This is a genomic window from Wolbachia endosymbiont of Brugia pahangi (genome assembly GCF_012030695.1).
Lineage (GTDB): Bacteria > Pseudomonadota > Alphaproteobacteria > Rickettsiales > Anaplasmataceae > Wolbachia.
This window is the reverse complement of the sequence record NZ_CP050521.1, coordinates 558314-578075: the sequence shown is the minus strand read 5'-3', so window position 1 is coordinate 578075 and position 19762 is coordinate 558314. Positions and strand designations below refer to the sequence as shown.

18 protein-coding genes and 1 tRNA gene are annotated in these 19762 nt (G+C 34.6%); 14 read left to right on the top strand and 5 right to left on the bottom strand.

The window, feature by feature from the left end; genetic code table 11:
- Positions 1-182: 182 nt before the first annotated feature.
- The 8 genes from WBP_RS02760 (at position 183) to WBP_RS02725 (ending at position 8462) form a co-directional block, all read left to right on the top strand.
- Positions 183-270, top strand: a tRNA-Leu gene (locus tag WBP_RS02760).
- Between the two features lie 29 nt (positions 271-299).
- Positions 300-1382 (top strand): GTP cyclohydrolase II, encoded by a 1083-nt coding sequence (locus WBP_RS02755; protein WP_167895986.1) that lies wholly within the window; start codon positions 300-302, stop codon positions 1380-1382.
- 72 nt (positions 1383-1454) lie between these two features.
- Positions 1455-2138 carry a VirB8 family type IV secretion system protein gene (locus WBP_RS02750; protein ID WP_167895985.1) on the top strand — a complete coding sequence of 228 codons (684 nt, stop codon included), beginning with the start codon at positions 1455-1457 and terminating at the stop codon, positions 2136-2138.
- Entirely contained in the window at positions 2125-2931 is an 807-nt protein-coding gene (virB9, locus tag WBP_RS02745) for a P-type conjugative transfer protein VirB9 (protein ID WP_011256479.1), read from the top strand. Before WBP_RS02750 ends, virB9 begins: the two co-directional genes overlap by 14 nt.
- A gap of 16 nt (positions 2932-2947) precedes the next feature.
- The gene (locus tag WBP_RS02740; RefSeq protein WP_167895984.1) at positions 2948-4444 is read left to right on the top strand and encodes a TraB/TrbI/VirB10 family type IV secretion system protein; all 1497 of its coding nucleotides are present in this window, start codon (positions 2948-2950) and stop codon (positions 4442-4444) included.
- A gap of 1 nt (position 4445) precedes the next feature.
- A complete protein-coding gene (gene virB11, locus WBP_RS02735; RefSeq protein ID WP_167895983.1) occupies positions 4446-5438 on the top strand; it encodes a P-type DNA transfer ATPase VirB11 in 993 nt (330 codons plus the stop codon).
- A 29-nt stretch (positions 5439-5467) separates the two neighbouring features.
- The gene (locus WBP_RS02730) at positions 5468-7498 is read left to right on the top strand and encodes a type IV secretory system conjugative DNA transfer family protein (RefSeq protein WP_167895982.1); all 2031 of its coding nucleotides are present in this window, start codon (positions 5468-5470) and stop codon (positions 7496-7498) included.
- A gap of 121 nt (positions 7499-7619) precedes the next feature.
- Positions 7620-8462 (top strand): P44/Msp2 family outer membrane protein, encoded by an 843-nt coding sequence (locus WBP_RS02725; RefSeq protein WP_167896315.1) that lies wholly within the window; start codon positions 7620-7622, stop codon positions 8460-8462.
- A 185-nt stretch (positions 8463-8647) separates the two neighbouring features.
- On the opposite strand, the gene prmC is transcribed toward WBP_RS02725, so the two are convergent.
- Positions 8648-9487 carry a peptide chain release factor N(5)-glutamine methyltransferase gene (gene prmC / locus WBP_RS02720; protein ID WP_041571551.1) on the bottom strand — a complete coding sequence of 280 codons (840 nt, stop codon included), beginning with the start codon at positions 9485-9487 and terminating at the stop codon, positions 8648-8650.
- Between the two features lie 1218 nt (positions 9488-10705).
- Here prmC and WBP_RS02715 point away from each other — a divergent pair.
- The 3 genes from WBP_RS02715 (at position 10706) to WBP_RS02705 (ending at position 13288) form a co-directional block, all read left to right on the top strand.
- A complete protein-coding gene (locus WBP_RS02715; protein WP_167895981.1) occupies positions 10706-12691 on the top strand; it encodes a heme lyase CcmF/NrfE family subunit in 1986 nt (661 codons plus the stop codon).
- Between the two features lie 93 nt (positions 12692-12784).
- Positions 12785-13114, top strand: coding sequence for an ankyrin repeat domain-containing protein (locus tag WBP_RS02710; protein ID WP_167895980.1), 330 nt, complete (start codon positions 12785-12787; stop codon positions 13112-13114).
- A gap of 6 nt (positions 13115-13120) precedes the next feature.
- The gene (locus WBP_RS02705; protein WP_246165849.1) at positions 13121-13288 is read left to right on the top strand and encodes an ankyrin repeat domain-containing protein; all 168 of its coding nucleotides are present in this window, start codon (positions 13121-13123) and stop codon (positions 13286-13288) included.
- 558 nt (positions 13289-13846) lie between these two features.
- On the opposite strand, the gene recO is transcribed toward WBP_RS02705, so the two are convergent.
- Both recO and WBP_RS02695 read right to left on the bottom strand, forming a co-directional pair.
- Positions 13847-14569, bottom strand: coding sequence for a DNA repair protein RecO (gene recO, locus WBP_RS02700; protein ID WP_167895978.1), 723 nt, complete (start codon positions 14567-14569; stop codon positions 13847-13849).
- A 28-nt stretch (positions 14570-14597) separates the two neighbouring features.
- On the bottom strand, positions 14598-15128 hold the full coding sequence (locus WBP_RS02695) for a gamma carbonic anhydrase family protein (protein WP_167895977.1): 531 nt from the start codon (positions 15126-15128) through the stop codon (positions 14598-14600).
- A 126-nt stretch (positions 15129-15254) separates the two neighbouring features.
- Here WBP_RS02695 and WBP_RS02690 point away from each other — a divergent pair, with 126 nt between their 5' ends.
- From WBP_RS02690 to WBP_RS02680, 3 genes are all read left to right on the top strand, one after another.
- Complete coding sequence (locus WBP_RS02690; RefSeq protein ID WP_167896314.1) at positions 15255-16361, top strand: D-alanyl-D-alanine carboxypeptidase family protein; 1107 nt, start codon at positions 15255-15257, stop codon at positions 16359-16361.
- A 356-nt stretch (positions 16362-16717) separates the two neighbouring features.
- Positions 16718-16795, top strand: coding sequence for a hypothetical protein (locus tag WBP_RS06220; RefSeq protein ID WP_225416160.1), 78 nt, complete (start codon positions 16718-16720; stop codon positions 16793-16795).
- Positions 16796-17024: 229 nt separating this feature from the next.
- Entirely contained in the window at positions 17025-18053 is a 1029-nt protein-coding gene (locus WBP_RS02680) for a hypothetical protein (protein WP_011256490.1), read from the top strand.
- A gap of 6 nt (positions 18054-18059) precedes the next feature.
- Here the strand turns inward: WBP_RS02680 and dcd are convergent, their stop codons facing one another.
- Both dcd and WBP_RS05690 read right to left on the bottom strand, forming a co-directional pair.
- The gene (gene dcd / locus WBP_RS02675; RefSeq protein WP_167895976.1) at positions 18060-18617 is read right to left on the bottom strand and encodes a dCTP deaminase; all 558 of its coding nucleotides are present in this window, start codon (positions 18615-18617) and stop codon (positions 18060-18062) included.
- A 342-nt stretch (positions 18618-18959) separates the two neighbouring features.
- On the bottom strand, positions 18960-19307 hold the full coding sequence (locus WBP_RS05690) for a potassium transporter TrkG (RefSeq protein ID WP_246165842.1): 348 nt from the start codon (positions 19305-19307) through the stop codon (positions 18960-18962).
- Positions 19308-19762: the final 455 nt, after the last annotated feature.

Here is a 19762-nt window from a genome sequence, read left to right as displayed (position 1 = left end):
AGCTCAAATTAAAAATTAGTGATAAAATCATCTTAAATAATTGAAATTTATGATCACAAAATTCACAAACTGAATTATACAGGCAATTCTTAAATTATTCTAGTATCAGATTGACACTTTAGATGAAAAATTCTAAAATGATTAAGTAATTTAAAATGATTATATAAAAACTAGAATAAAATGCGGTCGTGGTGAAATTGGTAGACACGCAGCGTTGAGGTCGCTGTGGCTCATAAGGCCTTGGAAGTTCAAGTCTTCTCGGCCGCACCATATTTTCGTCGTTGTTTAATGTAGGTGAAATGTTTATAGGAAACCGAAATAAAAATAAAGTAGAAAGGGCCATCAGCGAAATTAGGCGCGGCCTACCAATTATAATATATGATAAAAGTAATTATCTATTGGTTGCTGCTGCCGAGACTTTAGAAAAAGACTTGTTTAATCAGTACGAGCTTATTTCAGGTAAGGTATATGTTATTCTACCTTCAAGTAAGGTAACGTGCATATCTCAAAACGTGGAGCATAGTAGCAAACGCTTATTGATAAACAATTTTGATGAACTATTTCATTTAGTAAACTGTTCAAAAGAAGATCATACGAAGGAATTACAACGTTCAAAGGCAATAGATGAATGCGCTATTACTTTGCTAAAATCTTCAGAATTGTTGCCATACGCATTAGTGGTTGACGTGAACTTCAAAGATGAACATGAAATGCGAGGCTGGTGTGAAAAAAGTGATGTAATTGCACTAGACGTGCTATTTATAAATAACTTTCAACAAAATCAGGATATATATGAAGTATGCAAAACACCATTATTTTTAAAACAGACTCAAAAAGTAAATATCATATCTTATAGGACCTGTAATGGCAGAAAAGAACATTACGCAATTATTATTGGCAATCCAGGTAAAAATAGTGAACCATTAGTAAGAGTTCATTCTTCATGCTATACAGGCGACTTATTAGATAGCTTATCATGCGATTGCAGAAGTCAGTTACATCAAGCAATTCAAATAATGACTGACTCTGGGAATGGTATTATACTATACCTGATGCAAGATGGTAGAGGCATTGGTTTAACTAACAAGTTAAGGGCATATGATATGCAAAGAAAATATAACCTTGATACTGTGGATGCAAATAGAATATTGGGTTTTGAAGATGATGAGAGGAGTTTTGCTGTTGCAGCTGAAATGCTCAAGAAATTAGGCATCAAAAAAATCCAGCTACTTACAAATAATGGTAGAAAGCTATCAGAGTTGAAAAATAATGGTATAGAGGTCACAAGATGTCTACCACTTATTATGGAACGTAACAAGTATAACGATTCGTATATAGAAACAAAATTTAGCAGGTTAGGTCACAGATTAAGAACTTTTTAGCTTTTTTGTTGTAAATACTTTGTTAATTTACTATGTTCGTTAATATAGGTTAAGATTTTTAAGAATATTAAGATGCTAAAATTCTTTAAACGTAAAAAAAGTAATGATTCATTAGATAAGGATATAGATTGGAGTTCAAGTCGCTACAGCACAATTATTGCTCAGAGAAATATTTTACTTCTATTTACACTAATATTATTAGTGGCTATTTTTATAGGCATATTAGCTATATTTAAGATTAGCACTAGCAGCACTATTGAACCGTTCGTTATAGAAATTGAAAAAAAATCAGGAATAGTGCAATTAGTTGACCCTGTCACAGTAAAACAATATTCTGCGGATGAGGTACTAAACAATCATTTTATTGCAGAATACATAAAAGCAAGAGAAGTTTTTGATCCATATAACTACAATTATAACTATTATACAAAAGTGAGATTATTTTCCTCGCCTAATGTATATAATGAATTTAAGAATTACATAAGATTACAAAATATGGATGACCTTTTGAATTTATATTCAGGCTTCGTCAAAAATGATTTTAAGATTCGCTCAACTCAGAAATTAGATGACGATACTTTTCAGGTGAGATTTACTGTAGAATTTATACGAGAAGATGGAAGTTCTATAAGGAAAAACAAGATAGTTATCATGTCATACAGGTATGCACCACTTGAAATGAATGATCAGCAAAGATATGTTAACCCATTAGGGTTTCAAGTTACTTCTTATAGGGTAGATGATGAATATGTATAGAGTATTATTAGTTTTAGCTTTACTGACAAGTAGCAATTTAAATGCATTAATCAACTACAGTAAGCCCATTTCCGTAGACAGTAGAATAAAAACTTTTGTGTACAGCCCTAACGAAGTGTTCACGGTTATTTTTAGTCAAGGTTACTATTCTTATATTGAGTTTGCAGAAGGAGAGAAAGTTAAAAATATTGCTGTTGGCGACGCATCAAGTTGGAGGATTAGTCCTTATGACAACAAATTGCTTATTATGCCATTTGAAGTTAGTAGCCGCACTAATATGATTATTACGACAACTAAAAAAAGGAATTATATTTTTGATTTAATCTCAAGGCCAAACTACGATAAATACCCAGATACTGATGCTGAGAAAGTGAGTCATGATTATTCTGCTGAAAAAGATATATCTTACGTAGTACGTTTTTATTACCCTAAAGAAGAAGATGAATTTGATATTGATTTAGATGAAATATCAGCACCTACTCAAATGCAATATGTTGTAGATAGGCCAGAGAAGATAATACAGGAAAATGATACGAAATACAATTATACATATATCGATGAAGGTGGCAATGCGGATATGATACCGATTGAGTTATTTGATGATGGCTATTTAACCTATTTTAAATTCAGGGATAGTAATAAGATACCTCAGATTTTTGCAAAAGATGGTAAAACTAGACTGCCTTGTAAAAGGTTGTTGTTTGATGGTTATGTTATAATAAAAGGGGTACATAAGAAGTTGTTCATGCGTTATGAAAATGATGAAGTTGAAATCATAAACAGGTCACTTTAGTTGTGGTACGTATAATATGAATAAAGAAGGGCGTAATAATTCAGAAGATGAATCAGAAATAGAAAGCAAGGTAGTAACAGTTGGCTCTAATCAAGGTCACAGAGCATTAATGGTTATTATTTTAGTGATTCTGGTCGTCGGGGTATATTATTTCTATTTTAGACCTTCTCGCAACGAAGAGAATGTAGAAATCATTAAAAAAGAAGAAATAAAGCAAAATATTCAAGAGTTGAAAGGAAAGTTGGAACAAGTTCCAGAAAATACAATAGTTCCTGAAAGGACGATTACTGATTCATTGCCACCTTTACCTCCTCTTACTATGCCACAAGTTATACCAGAAGTAAAGCAGACTAAAAAAGAAGGAGTAGTAAAAAAAGAAGAAAAATCAAAAGAAGCCTCTGTATCCAATATACCCGTCTTGCCAAAGCAAAACTTTCCTTATGGTAGTACTACTAGCAACTTACCTACCTCATTTCCTACGATAGGAAGCGGTGGTTACCCTAAAGATAGGCGTAGCACACAAATGTTAGCAATTTCAGCTAGTGATAACAAAGAAGATAAGACTGCCGATACCATTTTATCCAACACTCCGGCACAGGCAAGCATAGCTACCAGAGTGGGAAAACTCGTGTTTATGATCACTCAAGGCAAAATTATTGATGCTGTTCTTGAAACTGCAATAGATTCTGATCTACAAGGAGTGCTGCGTGCCGTAGTTAGTAGCAACGTTTATGCAGAAACTGGTGATACAGTTTTAATACCCAAAGGTTCAAGATTAATAGGCGGTTATTCATTTGACTCGGATGTTACAAGAGCCCGCATAAACATAAATTGGAATAGGATCATTCTTCCTCATGGAATAGATATTGCTATTTCATCACCTGGTACCGATGAGCTTGGTAGAGCGGGTATAGCTGGAATAGTTGATAACAAAATAACAAGTGCATTATTTTCTTCAATATTGCTTGCAGGTGTCTCAATTGGTTCAGCTGTTATAGGACAAAAGGCCCCTAATCTTATCGATACGTTAACTGCCATAGATGCAATACAATCCATCACTGCAACTGAAATAGATACTTTTCCACTCAAAGGTACTGTTATTAAGGGTCTACAGGACGATAGTACAGCTAAAAGTATAGTCGAGAACGCACTAGGAGAAAAGTGGAAACTGGACCTTGGGGCTATTGGAAGAGTTCGTAATGCTCAAAACGAGCAAGATTTGTTGAGGATATTTAAAAAGGAAATAGCAGAGTCGCTAGGAATTGGGGAAGACAAGGTGAACATAGGCCTAGAAGATGTAAGCCAACTGTTAAGACCTATTCAGAGAAAAAACAAGTCTGTTTATGAAGAAGCAATTGGAAAATCAATCGATGATTTCTCTAAAGATATGCGAGATATAGTCAACAGATCTACAGATAAAAAACCAACTGTTTACGTTGATCAAGGCACCGCATTAAAAGTATTCGTTAACCAAGATATAGTATTTCCTCCACAAACAATATTAAATCAGTGAAATGAACTATGCTGCACTTGACACATATTTAGAGCCATTACAAGGCATATTTCAAGAGGAAGGCGTAAATGAAATATCAATAAATAAGCCAAAGGAAGTCTGGATTGAAAATCGCAGTGAAATAAGGTGTGAAAAACTAGAAATATTCGATCTTAACCATCTAAAATCTCTTGGTAGACTAATTGCTCAAGCTACAGAACAAAAGCTTAGCGAAGAAGCACCATTACTTTCAGCCACACTACCGAATGGTTATCGTATACAGATAGTATTCCCGCCAGCATGTGAGCCTGATAAAGTAGTCATGTCAATTCGTAAACCCTCTGGTCTACAATTAGCATTGGACGATTATGAAAAAATGGGAGCTTTTTCTGAAACTGCTATAGAAGTAATTGATAGTCCAGTGAATCGCCACCTGAATTTGCTGTTAAAGCAAAAGAAAATAAAAGAGTTTTTAGAATATGCTGTAATGAACAAGAAAAATATCATAATTAGTGGTGGAACTTCTACCGGTAAAACCACTTTTACTAATGCTACTTTACGTGCTATTCCGGCTGAAGAAAGAATTATCACTGTTGAGGATGCAAGGGAAATCGTTTTGAATGATCATCCAAACAGAGTGCACCTCATTGCCTCCAAAGGAGGGCAGGGTAGGGCAAAAGTGACCACTCAGGACTTAATAGAAGCGTGCTTACGTTTAAGGCCAGATAGAATAATAGTTGGTGAGCTCCGTGGAGCGGAAGCTTTTAGTTTTCTTAGGGCAATAAATACTGGCCACCCTGGGTCAATATCGACCCTTCATGCGGATAGTCCAACAATGGCCCTCGAGCAAATAAAATTGATGGTCATGCAAGCAAATCTTGGTATTCCTCCAGATCAGATTATACCATATATTAGAAATGTGATTGATATTGTTATCCAGCTAAAAAGAACTAGTGGGGGAAAAAGAAGCATTTCTGAGATATTATTTACTAAATCTTCGAATGAAAATGCTTAAATTTACACATAATTAAGAAAAAGTAGTTTATGAGTCATAGCGGGAATCATCTACGCAATATTTTAATAGGGGGTGTTGTGGCTTTTAGTATACTAGAATTTTGTTTCTATTTATCTGGTATACTGTTTTATCTATTTGTTGATGGTCCAGATGGTTTAGACTTTAAGGCAATTCGCCCCGGATTGACGCCTTTTCCTCAAGCTCTTTGGCCAACAATTTTTGATCATATACAAAATTGTTGGCATCATCCAGAGTTATATAGTCTCGAGCTTAAGATCAAATTAATTATATCTTCTGCATTGCCTGTTGTTGTTTTAATGATTATTTTGTGGAATTTAAGAGAAAGAATAATCGAGTGGCGGCCGTTTAGAAAGAAAGAATCACTCCACGGAGACTCAAAATGGGCGTCAGAAAAAGAAATACGAAAGGCAGGATTAAGAAGTAAAAAGGGGCTATTGCTTGGTAAGGATAAAAGAGGCTACTTCATTGCTGATGGATATCAACACGCGTTGCTATTTGCGCCTACAGGTTCTGGTAAGGGTGTTGGTTTTGTAATTCCTAATTTATTATTTTGGACTGACTCAGTAATTGTACACGACATAAAATTAGAAAATTATGAAATAACAAGTGGTTGGCGAGAACGACAAGGGCAAAAGGTATACGTATGGAACCCAGCGCAGCCAGATGGAATAAGCCACTGCTATAATCCATTAGAATGGATTAGCGAAAAACCTGGACAAATGGTTGATGATGTGCAAAAAATAGCCAACTTGATTATGCCTGAACAAGACTTTTGGCAAAATGAAGCAAGAAGCTTATTTGTTGGAGTAGTATTATACCTACTTGCTGCACCAGAAAAAGTTAAATCTTTTGGTGAAGTTGTGCGCACGATGCGTAGCGATGACGTAGTTTACAATCTTGCTGTTGTTTTGGACACAATGGGCAAAATAATACATCCTGTGGCATATATGAACATTGCTGCTTTTTTGCAGAAAGCTGACAAAGAAAGGTCAGGTGTCGTCTCAACCATGAACTCATCTCTTGAGCTATGGGCAAACCCATTGATTGATACTGCAACTGCATCAAGTGACTTTAATATTCTAGATTTTAAGAGGAAGAAAGTTACAGTTTATGTTGGGTTAACTCCAGACAACTTAAACAGGTTAAAACCTTTAATGCAAGTTTTTTACCAGCAAGCAACTGAGTTCTTGTGTAGAAAATTGCCGTCGGATGATGAGCCTTATGGCGTGTTGTTTTTAATGGATGAGTTTCCTACACTTGGAAAAATGGAGCAATTTCAAACAGGTATTGCATATTTTCGTGGCTATAGAGTTAGATTATTCTTAATTGTTCAAGATACTGAACAACTTAAAGGAATATACGAAGAAGCAGGAATGAACTCCTTTTTATCAAACTCAACTTATAGAATAACTTTTGCAGCTAATAACATTGAGACAGCTAACTTAATATCGCAACTTATAGGAAACAAAACTGTACAACAAGAATCATTGAACAAACCTAAGTTTTTAGACTTGAATCCTGCATCAAGATCGTTGCATATCTCTGAAACGCAAAGAGCATTGTTGTTACCTCAAGAAATTATTATGTTGCCACGTGATGAACAGATAATTTTGATAGAATCGACTTACCCAATTAAATCAAAGAAGATCTTATACTACAGTGATAACACTTTCACAAGAAAACTACTCAAGCAGACTTATGTACCTACACAGGAGCCATATGACCCAAACAAAGTTTTTTCTGGTGCTAACAAAAGTAAGGTTGATAACAAAGGAAACAACGCTACTGAAGGGCCTAACGCTGCTGATTATCTTGTTGAGGCTCAAACTAAAGATGCAGTATACGATGAATCAGAGATCGATGATGAGCTTAAAGAAGAAGAGATCGATGATGAAGATGTTGACGGGTTTGATGATGAGGAAGATTATGGCAAACTTAAAGGCGACGATAAACCTAAAGAAGAAAAATATGATGATGAATTCGATGACGAATTTGAAGATGAAGATGATGGTGATAAACCAAAAAGTAATGGAAAGTAAAGTCAATTTTGTCTTATTCTTTTAGCTCAGAAAACAGGTTATGTAAATCGTTAAGCTTTTCACATTAAGCCATTTTTAATTAATTAGTATTAAATTAGCTAATTTAAATTAGGGAAGTATGATGAGCAATAAAAAAACATTAGCGGTTACAGCATTTACTTTACTGTTGTCACAACAGTCTTTTGCAAGTGAAACAGAAGGATTCTACTTTGGTGGTGGATACCATGGTCAATTTTTTAATAGCATGAGTGAACTACAAGCAAAAGGTGATAAGATATCTGTAAATGATGTGGGTAATTTGAGAACAAAAGGTCAGTTTTTAAGCAAATACCAGCCAAGTTATAACCCTCTTTTTGCTGCAAACATGGCATTTGGTTATGAAAGAAAATTAGGGAACAACAGCTATAGAACTGAATTAGAAGGAATGTATTCTTCTATAAAAGTGGATAATATTGGCTTAGAAGGCAACAGAATAAGTATATCACACTTAAAAGATATTGGTGAAGGCAATAACAAAAAAACTTATGGGTACGGTATTCAAGTCAATAATGACAAAGTTGAGAATGCATCTGTAATGGCTAATGCTTATTACTATTGGAAAAATGATGGTCTCTCTTTTTCACCTTATGTTGGAGCTGGGGTTGGTGCAACAAGGATGAAGATGTTTGAAACAACATCAATAAGGCCTGCATACCAAGTGAAAGCTGGCTTAGGTTACAGCATAAATGAAAGTGTAAATATGCACATCGGGTATAGACATTTTGGTGTTATTGGCAGTAATTTTGACCTTACAACACAAGTATTGAACCAATTAAACAACGATGGTAGCCGTGTAAGCCAGGTATTCAATAAGAATCACCCAGCATCAGATAATCAGACAGGTAGCATAAATATAGGTAGTACATTATTTGCCACACACGGTATAGAAGCTGGTCTTACTTTTCATTTTGCTAGCAAGGTTTAAACATGTTGTTCTTCTAGAGAAGATGATAGCTTTTCTTGGTGTTATTCTAGTGCCCTCTTCTTGTTATCCAGATAACCAACCTGGAATCTAGAAAAAAGGAAATATGAATGCCAGTGTCAAACACTGGCACAGCAAAGTAAGGGATGACAGTACAGGGTGACAGAGATAATACAAGAAAACATTAGCTATGTTCTTTTTATAACAATGCACCTTTTCATTCCTGCTAAATCATACATGTATTCCTGAAAAGCTAGCTCATACGAGGGAACTATTTTGTCAATATCATTTTGATCTTCACCTATTTCCAGTATTGCAAACCCATTTTTCTTAAGGCACCTTTTCAATATTGGAAAAATACTCAAGTAACAGCTTAAGCCGTCAATTCCACCATCAAGAGCAATTTTTGGCTCTTTTTGCACTTCAGCTTGCAGGTCTTTTAATTTGTCTCTTCTAATATATGGAGGATTGCTGATTATAAGATCGAATAAGCCTTTGCACTCTGTCCAAGAACTTGGGAACATTTTAGCTCTGCCAAGTAGATTATGTTTTTCCATGTTCTGACAGGCAACTTTATATGCTTTTAAGCTTTTTTCAAAACCGACACCAACAGCATGTTCATATTCACTAAGTACGGATATCAATAAACAACCTGTGCCTGTACCAAAATCTGCAATTTCCATTTCCTGCTTCTTGTTTGGATAATATTTTAACGCTGCTGAGACTAGTATTTCACTATCTGCTCTTGGGTCCAAAACGTGCCGATTGACTATAAAATTCTTACTCCAGAATTCACGGTTGCCTATTATTTGCGATATTGGGTACCTTTCTGCTCTTTTTTTCGTCAATTTCCAAAATAGCTGTTCTTTTTTTATCGATACTTGATCAGCGTAGTTCATAATTATGAACGATCTTTCTACGTCAAGAACATGCTGCATAATAATTTCGCAGTCCAAATACGGTGATTCAACTTTATGAGATGATAATAGCTTTGATCCCTCTTGAATTAGAGTACCGATTGTTTTCATTATTTCAAAATTTTGCCTTTTTAATCGTATGCAAAGGTTGTAGTTTGAGTCTACTAGAAGAAAAGCATTGCTTTTTTCTCTTGTCACCACCAGTATAGCGCATACAATATGATGATACCCTATGAGAAATATAAAGCCTAGGTTAGAGTAACTGCATCAGATCTCAGTGTCAAACAGGTTACAATCTAGTCACTTCAGTTTTACCATTAATGTGCGAAGTTTCTTCCAGCTCTGTTAAAGGATTTTCCATTTTTCCCAGCTAAGTGTCTAATTTGTTCTGTATGTTCGACAAGCAAATCAAAGCCAAGTCACAATTTTATCAAATTGTTTTGCTTCAGCACATTATACGGCTAATTCCTCGAATTCTTCTATACCACATGAGCTTCTTATTTCTTGCTGCATGCTTTTGAATATCTCTCTTAATTTAGGTTAAATTGTAACAAATTTTCTCCTGATATCCAGCAATTCTCTTAAGTATTGCCTCTCTATTTTTTTATGTCATTAATTATGCTGACTATTGACCCACCTGTTTCCCTTAGGTTTTCTTTCCGTTCTCTTCCTTCAAGTGCATACTTGGATTTACTTTTTGCCTGCGATACCATTTATATAATACTTCTATCTCTACGTCTCTATTATAAACATTTCTTCACTCATCATTTGATAGTATTGCTATAGCATCTTCTCTTTTACCATGCGATTTAGGTACTTTTTTTGAACGAACTAACATGACTTAGTAAAAAGTCCTTTATGAGCTCTTCTTTTTTTACTTTAGATAATTTCTCTAGGGCAAACTGGTATTTTAAAAATTCTAAATGCTAGATACTTTTTTGCTTTAGTTATAAACTCTTAAGAAATTTACCAAACGGGAAAAAAGGCAAGAAAAACTCATTAGCTAGTTATTCACTATCTATTTTATAATGTTGGAGTTTTTAAGTTTAAGTCCCCAGTAGGTGCAATTTACAGCATTAGCTAACAATGTAGACAACAATGTAAAAGACATAAGTACACATAGTGCAAAAAGTTAAACATGAGATGCTAAATACATTAAGTTTTTTTGCATTTTATCTGCATAGACTGAAGATAAATAAGTGTCTTCAATACTATGGTAAGGAGGCTGACGAAGTTTGCCAAGTAAATTTTTTATACTTTGTTCCTATATTAAAACTTTAACTTCTAACTTATTATTAGTAATATTATTTATACAAGTAACTATGATTTATGCCTGAGCTTGGGAATATATTACTACTGTTGTCCTGCTTGTTGTCCTTAACATATCTATTTCTACCGTTCAATTCTTACCGATTCATTACCACTGCCATATTCTTCTGTATATCAGTATCAATGGCTATTTTGATCTACTGCCACATTATAAACGATTTCTCACTCGAAAACGTATATTACCACTCTCATACGACAAAACCTTTGATCTATAAAATCTGTGGCGTTTGGGGAAATAAAGAAGGGTCTATGTTGCTTTGGACCTTAGTGCTTACTTTTTACCTATTTCTAATGGATATTTTTATTGGTGATAACAGTGAATTGAAGAAAGTATCCTTGATCACTCAAGGCTTAATCTGCTTTTGTTTTTCGCTGTTTACTTTACTTAAGTCCGATCCTTTTACTAAAATGCCAAGCATAGAAACAGATGGCCTTGGTTTTCATCCGATATTGCAGGACATAGGCCTTGCCATTCATCCACCAATATTATATTTGGGGTACCTTGGATTTAGCGTTCCCTTTTCGCTCTCTATAGCTGGGTTAATTATAAACATCGAAGGAGACACTTGGGCTAAAATTGTCAGGCCCTGGGTACTTGTTTCTTGGTCGCTACTTACCTTGGGTATTAGCCTTGGCAGTTGGTGGGCATACCGCGAACTTGGGTGGGGTGGATTTTGGTTTTGGGATCCAGTAGAAAACGTTTCTTTAATGCCATGGTTAATTGCAGTAGCACTGACGCATCTGTTACTCGTGGTACGAAATTTCAATATTTTAAGGAACTTTGCCATTTTGCTTACGCTCACAACTTTCATATTGAGTGTAACTGGAACATTTTTAGTCCGCTCTGGAATACTTTCTTCAGTTCACACGTTTGCAGATGATCCAGGATATGGGCTGTATATACTGGCTTTACTTGGTGTAATTACAGCCAGTAGCTTAGCAATATTTGTGGCATTTACGAAAAAGAGCGGATCTCTTACATTACCACCTATCATCCAATTAGCTGATATTGGGATCCAGGGAAAAAGTATGCAGTCACATGCTGGCATGACACCAAAGAATACACCAAAGCAAAACTTTCCTATTTTGTCCCGCTTTACAATGATACTGATGAACAATTTATTATTAATTACTGCCTTTTTCATCGTGTTTATTGGCACTCTATACCCTACAATGCTTAAATATTTAACCGGTGAACTCATTTCAGTTGGAGCACCGTACTACAATTCCTTATTTAATCCTATTGCACTGGCTATTCTAGTGCTTACCATGGTAGGACAATACTGCCGTTGGCAGGGGAATAGCTTGTTACCAATATTCCATGAATATAGACTCTCATTCTGTAGTGCTGCAGCCATCTTACCGTTTATCTTTCATATGGAGCTAATGATTGTGCTATCAATTACAATCTCCATGGCACTATTAGTCTTTGTTTTAGAAGCATATAGCAAAAGAATTCGTTTATTTAAAGTGGCATTTAGTGAATCAATTTCATTAGTAAGAAGAGTTTCCAAGTCTTACTATGCTATGATGTTAGCTCATGCTGGGGTAGCAATTCTAGTACTTGGTATAGCCTATTCAGTCGGTTGGCAAGAAAAAAAAGAAAATTACCTAAAAATAGGAGATAGCATAACAGTCAACAAATTCAAAGTTACTTTACGAAATACTGAATTTATAAAAAAGAAGAATTTCCATGCAGTGAGAGGCACAATGGATATTAGAAATTTGTTGAACAACAAGATACTAGGTGAAGTAACCCCTGAATATAGATTTTATCTTGTGGAGGGTCAGAAAAATATTGAAAGCAGTATTTACCACAATTTATTTTCTGATATTTATATTGTAATTGGCGAGATTGATAAAAATAAAAACAAGATCGCCACTAAAGTACACTACAAACCTGGAATGCCTATAATCTGGTTTGGATCCTTCCTTATCGCTTTTGGTTCGCTCCTTGTTGCTTTGCCCTTATTGAGAAGATTTTGACGGGGCTCCTTTATACTACCACAAAAAAAGCACTTGACAAACCTCGTTAGCCCACTTATCCTGATACTAAAGGTATTAAGTTATCTTCAATCTGTGCAGATTAAAATAATAAAGTATTATATAGTTAGCATCTTATGTTTAATTTTTTGCCATGTAAATGCTGTTGATGTTTCTGGGATTACCATAATTACGGACCGAGGAGTAAGTGTTGATAGTGCTAGTACAGGTGGTCATATACCGCTACACTACGCTTTCCATTATGGCGAGTTGGAGGTTGTAAAATTTCTTGTAACAAATATTTATGCTGAACGTGCTAATGGGTTTAAGGCTTTAAATCTTGCTGCTATGCATGTTCACAAGAATGTTGTAGAGTTTTTCCTCAACCAAGAACTGAATATTAGTGACTATGATAAAGATGATTGAATATCATTGCATTACGCTGTTCAAAGAGGATGCTTAGAAGTTGTGAAATTTCTTGCCAGAAAGGGAAAAAGCATTAACGTTGAAAATGCTTATGGAAGTAAGCCAGTGCATAGGGCCGCTTCCGGTGGGCACAAAAACGTTGTAGAATTTTTCTTAATCAAGGATAAGCATTGATGATATTGGAGAAATAGGTAATACACTATTACGTTTTGCTGCTCAAGAAGATTATCCAGAAAAGTTATAAAGTTTCTTCTAGGTAGAGGTGCTAATGCTAGTATTAAAAACGATTGTGGTGAAAAGCCAATTGATACTGCCAGGAAGGAAAGGTCATTCAAATGTTATGGAATTGCTTACTTGGAACTGTGTCCATACTATCAACATACTCTAAGAAAAAGGGCAAGAAAAGTTTTTACGTAGAATTTTTAATGCAGATGTAAAATAAAGTCTTTATTTACCTTCTCTTGAAGCAAGGAATATTAAAATTAATGTGAGTGTACTGCAATTACTCGTGGCTACCCCTAGGCTTTTATCACAGAGTGACAAGCCATTTTTAAGCAACTTAGAGGCTTCAGCTAAGATTTATGAGCGTATAAGCACGGGGTAAGCAAGTATCTAAAAGAGAAGAAAGAGAAGTTTTTTCCTTTAGCGCAAGTTACTCAATAACTTTGAAAGACAGCTAGATTCTGCTACGAATAATCTACCTTCAGGCTCAATTCTGATGAAGATGTAAGGTTAAAGTGATAGTATAAGGTTTCTTGATTCTGGAAATCTCATATTTAGCTGCGAAAATAGATACTTATTTAAAAAATATCCTGTAACTTTTAATCCTAATTGAAATTCTTGATATGAGTAGCTGTTTTGTAGGTTATTATTATACACGTCATGCAGCATTTGTGGAAAAGGTAATAGTTTATCCGCATAATAATCTCCTACTTTCTTTGACACCGCTCTACCAGTTTTTGGAGAAATAAATTGTAAATTTTCCTTAACACCCGTTACAGCGCATTTAGATAGATCTAACTTAAACCCCAACTGTGCAAGAAGCAAAAGCTCTAAGTTAAGGTAATGGCCTTGCCAAGGCTCACTACCATGCTTAATTACATCGATGAAATACTGAAAGTTATCATATAGCACGGCACAAGGCTCGCTCTCTGGAAGTACTTTTTCTAAGATAGAAGAAAAAGAAGCAATAGTGATGCTTTTTAAGCTATCCTGAAAGAAGTGGTGAAATGGAGATTCTATCAATTCACACTTAAAAAATCCTAGATTTTCAGGTAGCTTAGCACTCCATTCTGCATGTAATAGATTACTCACCTGAAATTTATAACTGCTATCTTTTGTCAACCGAGTTAGTCCTCTGCACTTTCCATGGTTTTTCATGAACAGAGAAAGAATTAAGCTTTTATCACCGTACTTTTTAGCAGCTATAATAATGCCTTCATCTTTCCATCTCATTTTAACTTGACGCGTATGTTTTTAATCTTTAATTCTTATATTTTTTCATTAACATAATATAATTTTGTGCTGATTGTGTAATATATTTAACTTCTTCATCTGAAATCTTTTTAAAGAATTTTGCTGGCCTGCCAGCCCACATTTCCCCACTTTTTATCACTTTTCTATGTGTTACTAGTGAACCAGCAGCTACCATAGCTTCAGATTCTACAATTGCATGATCCATTACAATAGAACCCATACCAATAAGTGCTTTATCATGCACCGTGCATGCGTGTAACATACAAAAATGTCCCACTGTTACCATATCGCCAATAATTGTATCGCCACCAGGATTTCTATCTACATGAATTACTGTGCCATCTTGAATGTTCGTTCCATCACCTATTTTGATTGACCCAACATCTCCCCTGATCACACAATTAAACCAAATGCTCGCCTTTCTTCCTATTTCAACCTTGCCTATAATATGCGAATCTCCTGCAATGAAAGCACTCTCGTCTATTTTTGGCTCACAGTTCTTATATTTTAAAATGTTTGAGCTTACAATTCTATACATTAATATCTGCAGCAGCTATACAAAATCTATTATACCGTACATATAAAAGTTTTACCTTAATTTCATTGAAATGCGCATACAAAATTATACTATTAATTAGTGTATTACACATTTGAAATTATGAATATATTAGACAAATTGGTAATCCTGCTGTTAGTTTCTACGCTTCCTTTTTCTTCATATTCATACCAATTTAGAACTAAAGCAAAGCAAGCAGTAGTTTTAGATTTAGCCTCAGACTTGTTCATTTTTGAGCATAATTCCGACGAAAAGATGTCTCCATCTTCAATGAGCAAGCTAATGACTTTATATGTAGCCTTCGATTATTTAAAAGCTGGAATAATAGACATGAAGGATAAATTTCGAGTAAGTAGAAAAGCGTGGGAAAGAAAAGGCTCTTCTATGTTTTTAAAGGAAGGTCAATCTGTTACAGTGAAAGAATTGCTTGAAGGAGTTACAACGGTCTCGGGTAACGATGCCTGCATAACGTTAGCTGAGGGCATTGCCGGGTCAGAAGAGAATTTCGTGGTTGAAATGAACGAAGTTGCACAAAATTTGAACCTAAGCGACAGTTACTTTGTCAATTCAAGCGGGTGGCCGGATAAAGATCATTTCATGAGTGCAAAAGATTTGGTAGTACTAGCAAAAAGGATTTTTACTGATTTCCCTGAATATTATGATTTATTTTCTAAACAATATCTAACATATAACGATATCATACAAAAAAATAAAAATCTTTTACTTTTTCATGATATTGGAGTTGATGGCTTAAAGACAGGTTATACAAACGCTGGTGGTTACGGCATTGTAGTTTCTGCAAAACGAAACGATAGGAGAATTTTCGCTGTTGTAAATGGCTTAAACACTGAAAAAGAGCGAATAGAAGAAGCAAAAAGACTGATACAATATTCCTTCAATCATTTTAATACTAAGAAAATATTTGCTAAGGATAGTGTAGTTGAGGAAATAAATGTTCTATACGGAAAGGAGAGAAAAGTATCTGCCACAGTTGCAAATGATGTCACCATAACTTATAACCGCAATCTACGTGATAAAATTAAGGTGCGTGTTGAATATAAAGATATGATACCTGCACCTATTAAAAAAGGGCAAGAAGTAGGTAAAATTTTTATAGAAATACCAGGTATAGAGCAGCAAACTATACCACTTTATGCAGTGAATGATGTACAGGAATTAAATTACGTAGAAAAGTTTTTTAGAATATTGTTTTAAGTCTAAATAGCATCTGTGTTGAAAATACCAATTTTAATATTCTTAAGAGAATTCAGAGATAAGATTAATTGAAAGAATTTAAAATTTTCAACTAATGAATAAAATATCACATTTAAAGTGCTAAGCGAAGAATATTTTTTACTACTACCTAAAATGGCTAGCAAGCACTTGAGGAGATAGAAAATATTGGATTGTCTAAAATTATTGAGGAATGTGATGGTGAGGAGGAAATAGAGATTAATGAAAAAGCCTGGAGAAAAGCCCTACTGAGTTAAATGTACTAAGCGTGCCCTCAAAAAAGATATTCCAGCTTTACTCCAGCAAACGTAAGGAAAGTAGTAGTTAAAAATTATCGCATCGTCTACCGCGTAAACACTGCAGAACATAAAGCAACTGTTGTTTCAGTAGGACATAGGCAAGGCATTTATAAATAACCAATATTGAAGTTACAAGAACACTAAAGGGTTATATATTTTTTATACACTCACTCTTCCTGATTCATTCTATAACTTAAATGGCTTTGCTCAGCTCAAAAAATCGAAACTTTTTTGTTCCTCTAATGATTAGAGACTTTAGAAACGGGAAAGTGCAAAGTAAAAATTTGGCTTGACGAGACGAAAGAAGATCAATATATAAAATATATTGATTATTAACTTAACTAGTATGCCAGCAAGAGTAAACGCAATAGCCAATACACAAGAACCATCAAAAGTAAAAAAAGTTTTGCTAGCTCCTGTAAGGTGGCTAGCTGTTGGTCTAATCATAGCATCTGTTATAGTATTTGTTATTTCTCTTCTAGTACTTTTTGTGATTGTTACAATATTGCGTAAACTATATTGCCTTGCAGGAGGCAAATTGCCAGAATGGCTAGAGCAAAGAGCTGCAGCATTTGAAGAAATAATACACGTCCCACAAACAACACATAATACCGACATAAACGATGCAATAAATATTAATATTAAAAAGCTAAAGGAAAACTATGGTGAACCTGATATTGAAGACGGATTTACAAAAGAAATAGAAAATTTTATTAATAAACTAAAGTGTATAACAAATGACACAGAAAAAGCTGCAGATAAATATCAACTTAAAGAAGATGAGAAAAAACATGCACTTGAATGCTTGGAACGTATACAAAATAATCCTGATATACATAGTGGAAGTGGGTTAACATTAAAGCAAGTTTTAAATTTGGTTTGGAAAGCTTGTAATGACAAAGGTAAAAAAAGTGCTGGTTCTAACATAGATATTGATACACGAATGCTCCAGAGAAAATACCAACTAGTTCAGCATCTAATAGAATCGCAAACGGAATACGGGGTGTATGGTGATCATGGTTCAAGTGCATGCTTCACTGGGACTTTCAATAGCATCGTCTCTTCCTTATATATCTTTGAAGAGTTTTCCTTCTTGCAAAGAGTAAATAAGGACAATATAAAACAGGAATTTGAAGATGAGTTGCAAACAAAGGGCGAAGAATTATTTAATCAACTTTCCAATAAAGAGAAAGAAGAAGTTGCAAAAGCTTTAAGTAGTGCTCCTTCTACAAGGTTCTTTTCAGACTATGTAGAGTCGTTTAAAAATCACCCTGCACGTGCAGTTTTAGGCGATAAAGAATGTAATGAATTAGTAAGAGCACATCTTTATAATCTTCAGTACAATGAAGTAATATCAAACTTTTCTAAACAATAAAAGTCATTATTTCACCAACGGTAAGGTAATACCATGTTGGTTCATATACTTTCCTTTTATATCGTCGTATGATTTTTCACACTCACTTTCACCACTTAAAAACACAAATTGGCATGCTCCTTCATTGGCATAAATTTTTGCAGGAAGCGGAGTAGTGTTCGAGAATTCAAGTGTAACATGACCTTTCCATCCAGGTTCCAAGGGAGTAACGTTTACTATAATCCCGCACCTCGCATAAGTTGATTTACCAACACAAATAGCCAGTACATCCCTTGGTATGCGAAAATATTCTACTGTACTTGCAAGTGCGAAGCTATTCGGTGGAATTATGCACACATCTGTTTCCTTATCTATAAAACTGTTCTTAGAAAAGTCCTTAGGATCAACTACAGCTGAATTAACATTAGTAAAAATCTTAAATTTATTATCTACTCTTGCATCATACCCGTAAGATGATAGTCCAAAAGACATGACACCCTTACTGCTTTTATGATCCACAAAGGGCTCTATCATTCCAAAGCTTTCAGCTTTTTCCCTTATCCATTTATCAGACATCACTGCCATAACTGCTCCCTAAAGTTGTATAATACTTACAATAATATAAAATAAAATTTAAATGTAAACTATAGACCTAACAGCTTTTTACGGCTCGACTGTATGACGATTTTCAAATCGTCAGGTACCATTCCAGCATTCCCTCCTGTCACAATCTCAGTGCCCCTTTTTTACCATCCTTGTATCCTTTCTTTGTCATCTAAGTAGCCTCTTTTTTGTCATCCCAGTGTGCAGACACTGGAATCCAAGAAAGTTTGCTTATTCATATAAGCAAACTGATTTGTTGAGCATAGAAAGTAGCTTTTTTTGTAGCTTTGCTTCTATGGCTTAAAAAAACTCGATGCTAGTCAGCTAATCTTCTCTGTCAAATAAAAGCAAGTTGCCTACACGAAAGTAAATAGGCAGTATTTTAAGTCTGCCAAGCAGCATTAAAAACGACAGAGATAGTTTCACTCCTCCGCTAAAAAAAGAATAATTACCTGAATATCCTATTAAGTTACTGAATTCTGGGCCAGAGTTTGTGAGTGTTGTATAGGCTGAGCTAATGCTGGTTATAAAGTCTGTATTACTTAAGTAAGACATCACTACTGATAAAATAGTGAATATTAATATATAAATTGTAAAAAATGTAAAGAAAGAGTGAACCTCATCACTTTCTAGGGTTTTACCATCAAATTTTACTATATCGCTTATAGTCATGGTTTAATAAAAGGCGAAACTGGTTTTCTATAGACCTTAGAAAAACGATCAAACGGAAGATTTTTATGCTACTGGGGCAGAGAGGCTGCGTCTACCAACAAAGGTTAGAAAAAAACTAAGACTAAAATAAAGCCCTAACCTATATAATTACAAGTTGTATAGCCAGTTTATGTAATAAAGAGGTGATGGTAAATGTGCTGCATCTAAATGATAATGATACTTCTAAATCAACATTTTTATATAACCAAGAGCAAGTGAACAAAGATGAAACAATAGCTATTCAATAAAATAGGAAACCTGTTCGTCATGACAAATGTCTAACTGCCTTATGATCTTTAAATAGCTTAGAAAGGGATAGATAATCCAAGATTATAAAAATAATTGTTATGACTTCTAGTAAGGGATCGTTATAGTATCCTATGGAATAGTTATAATTAGCAAATCTACCAGTTAAC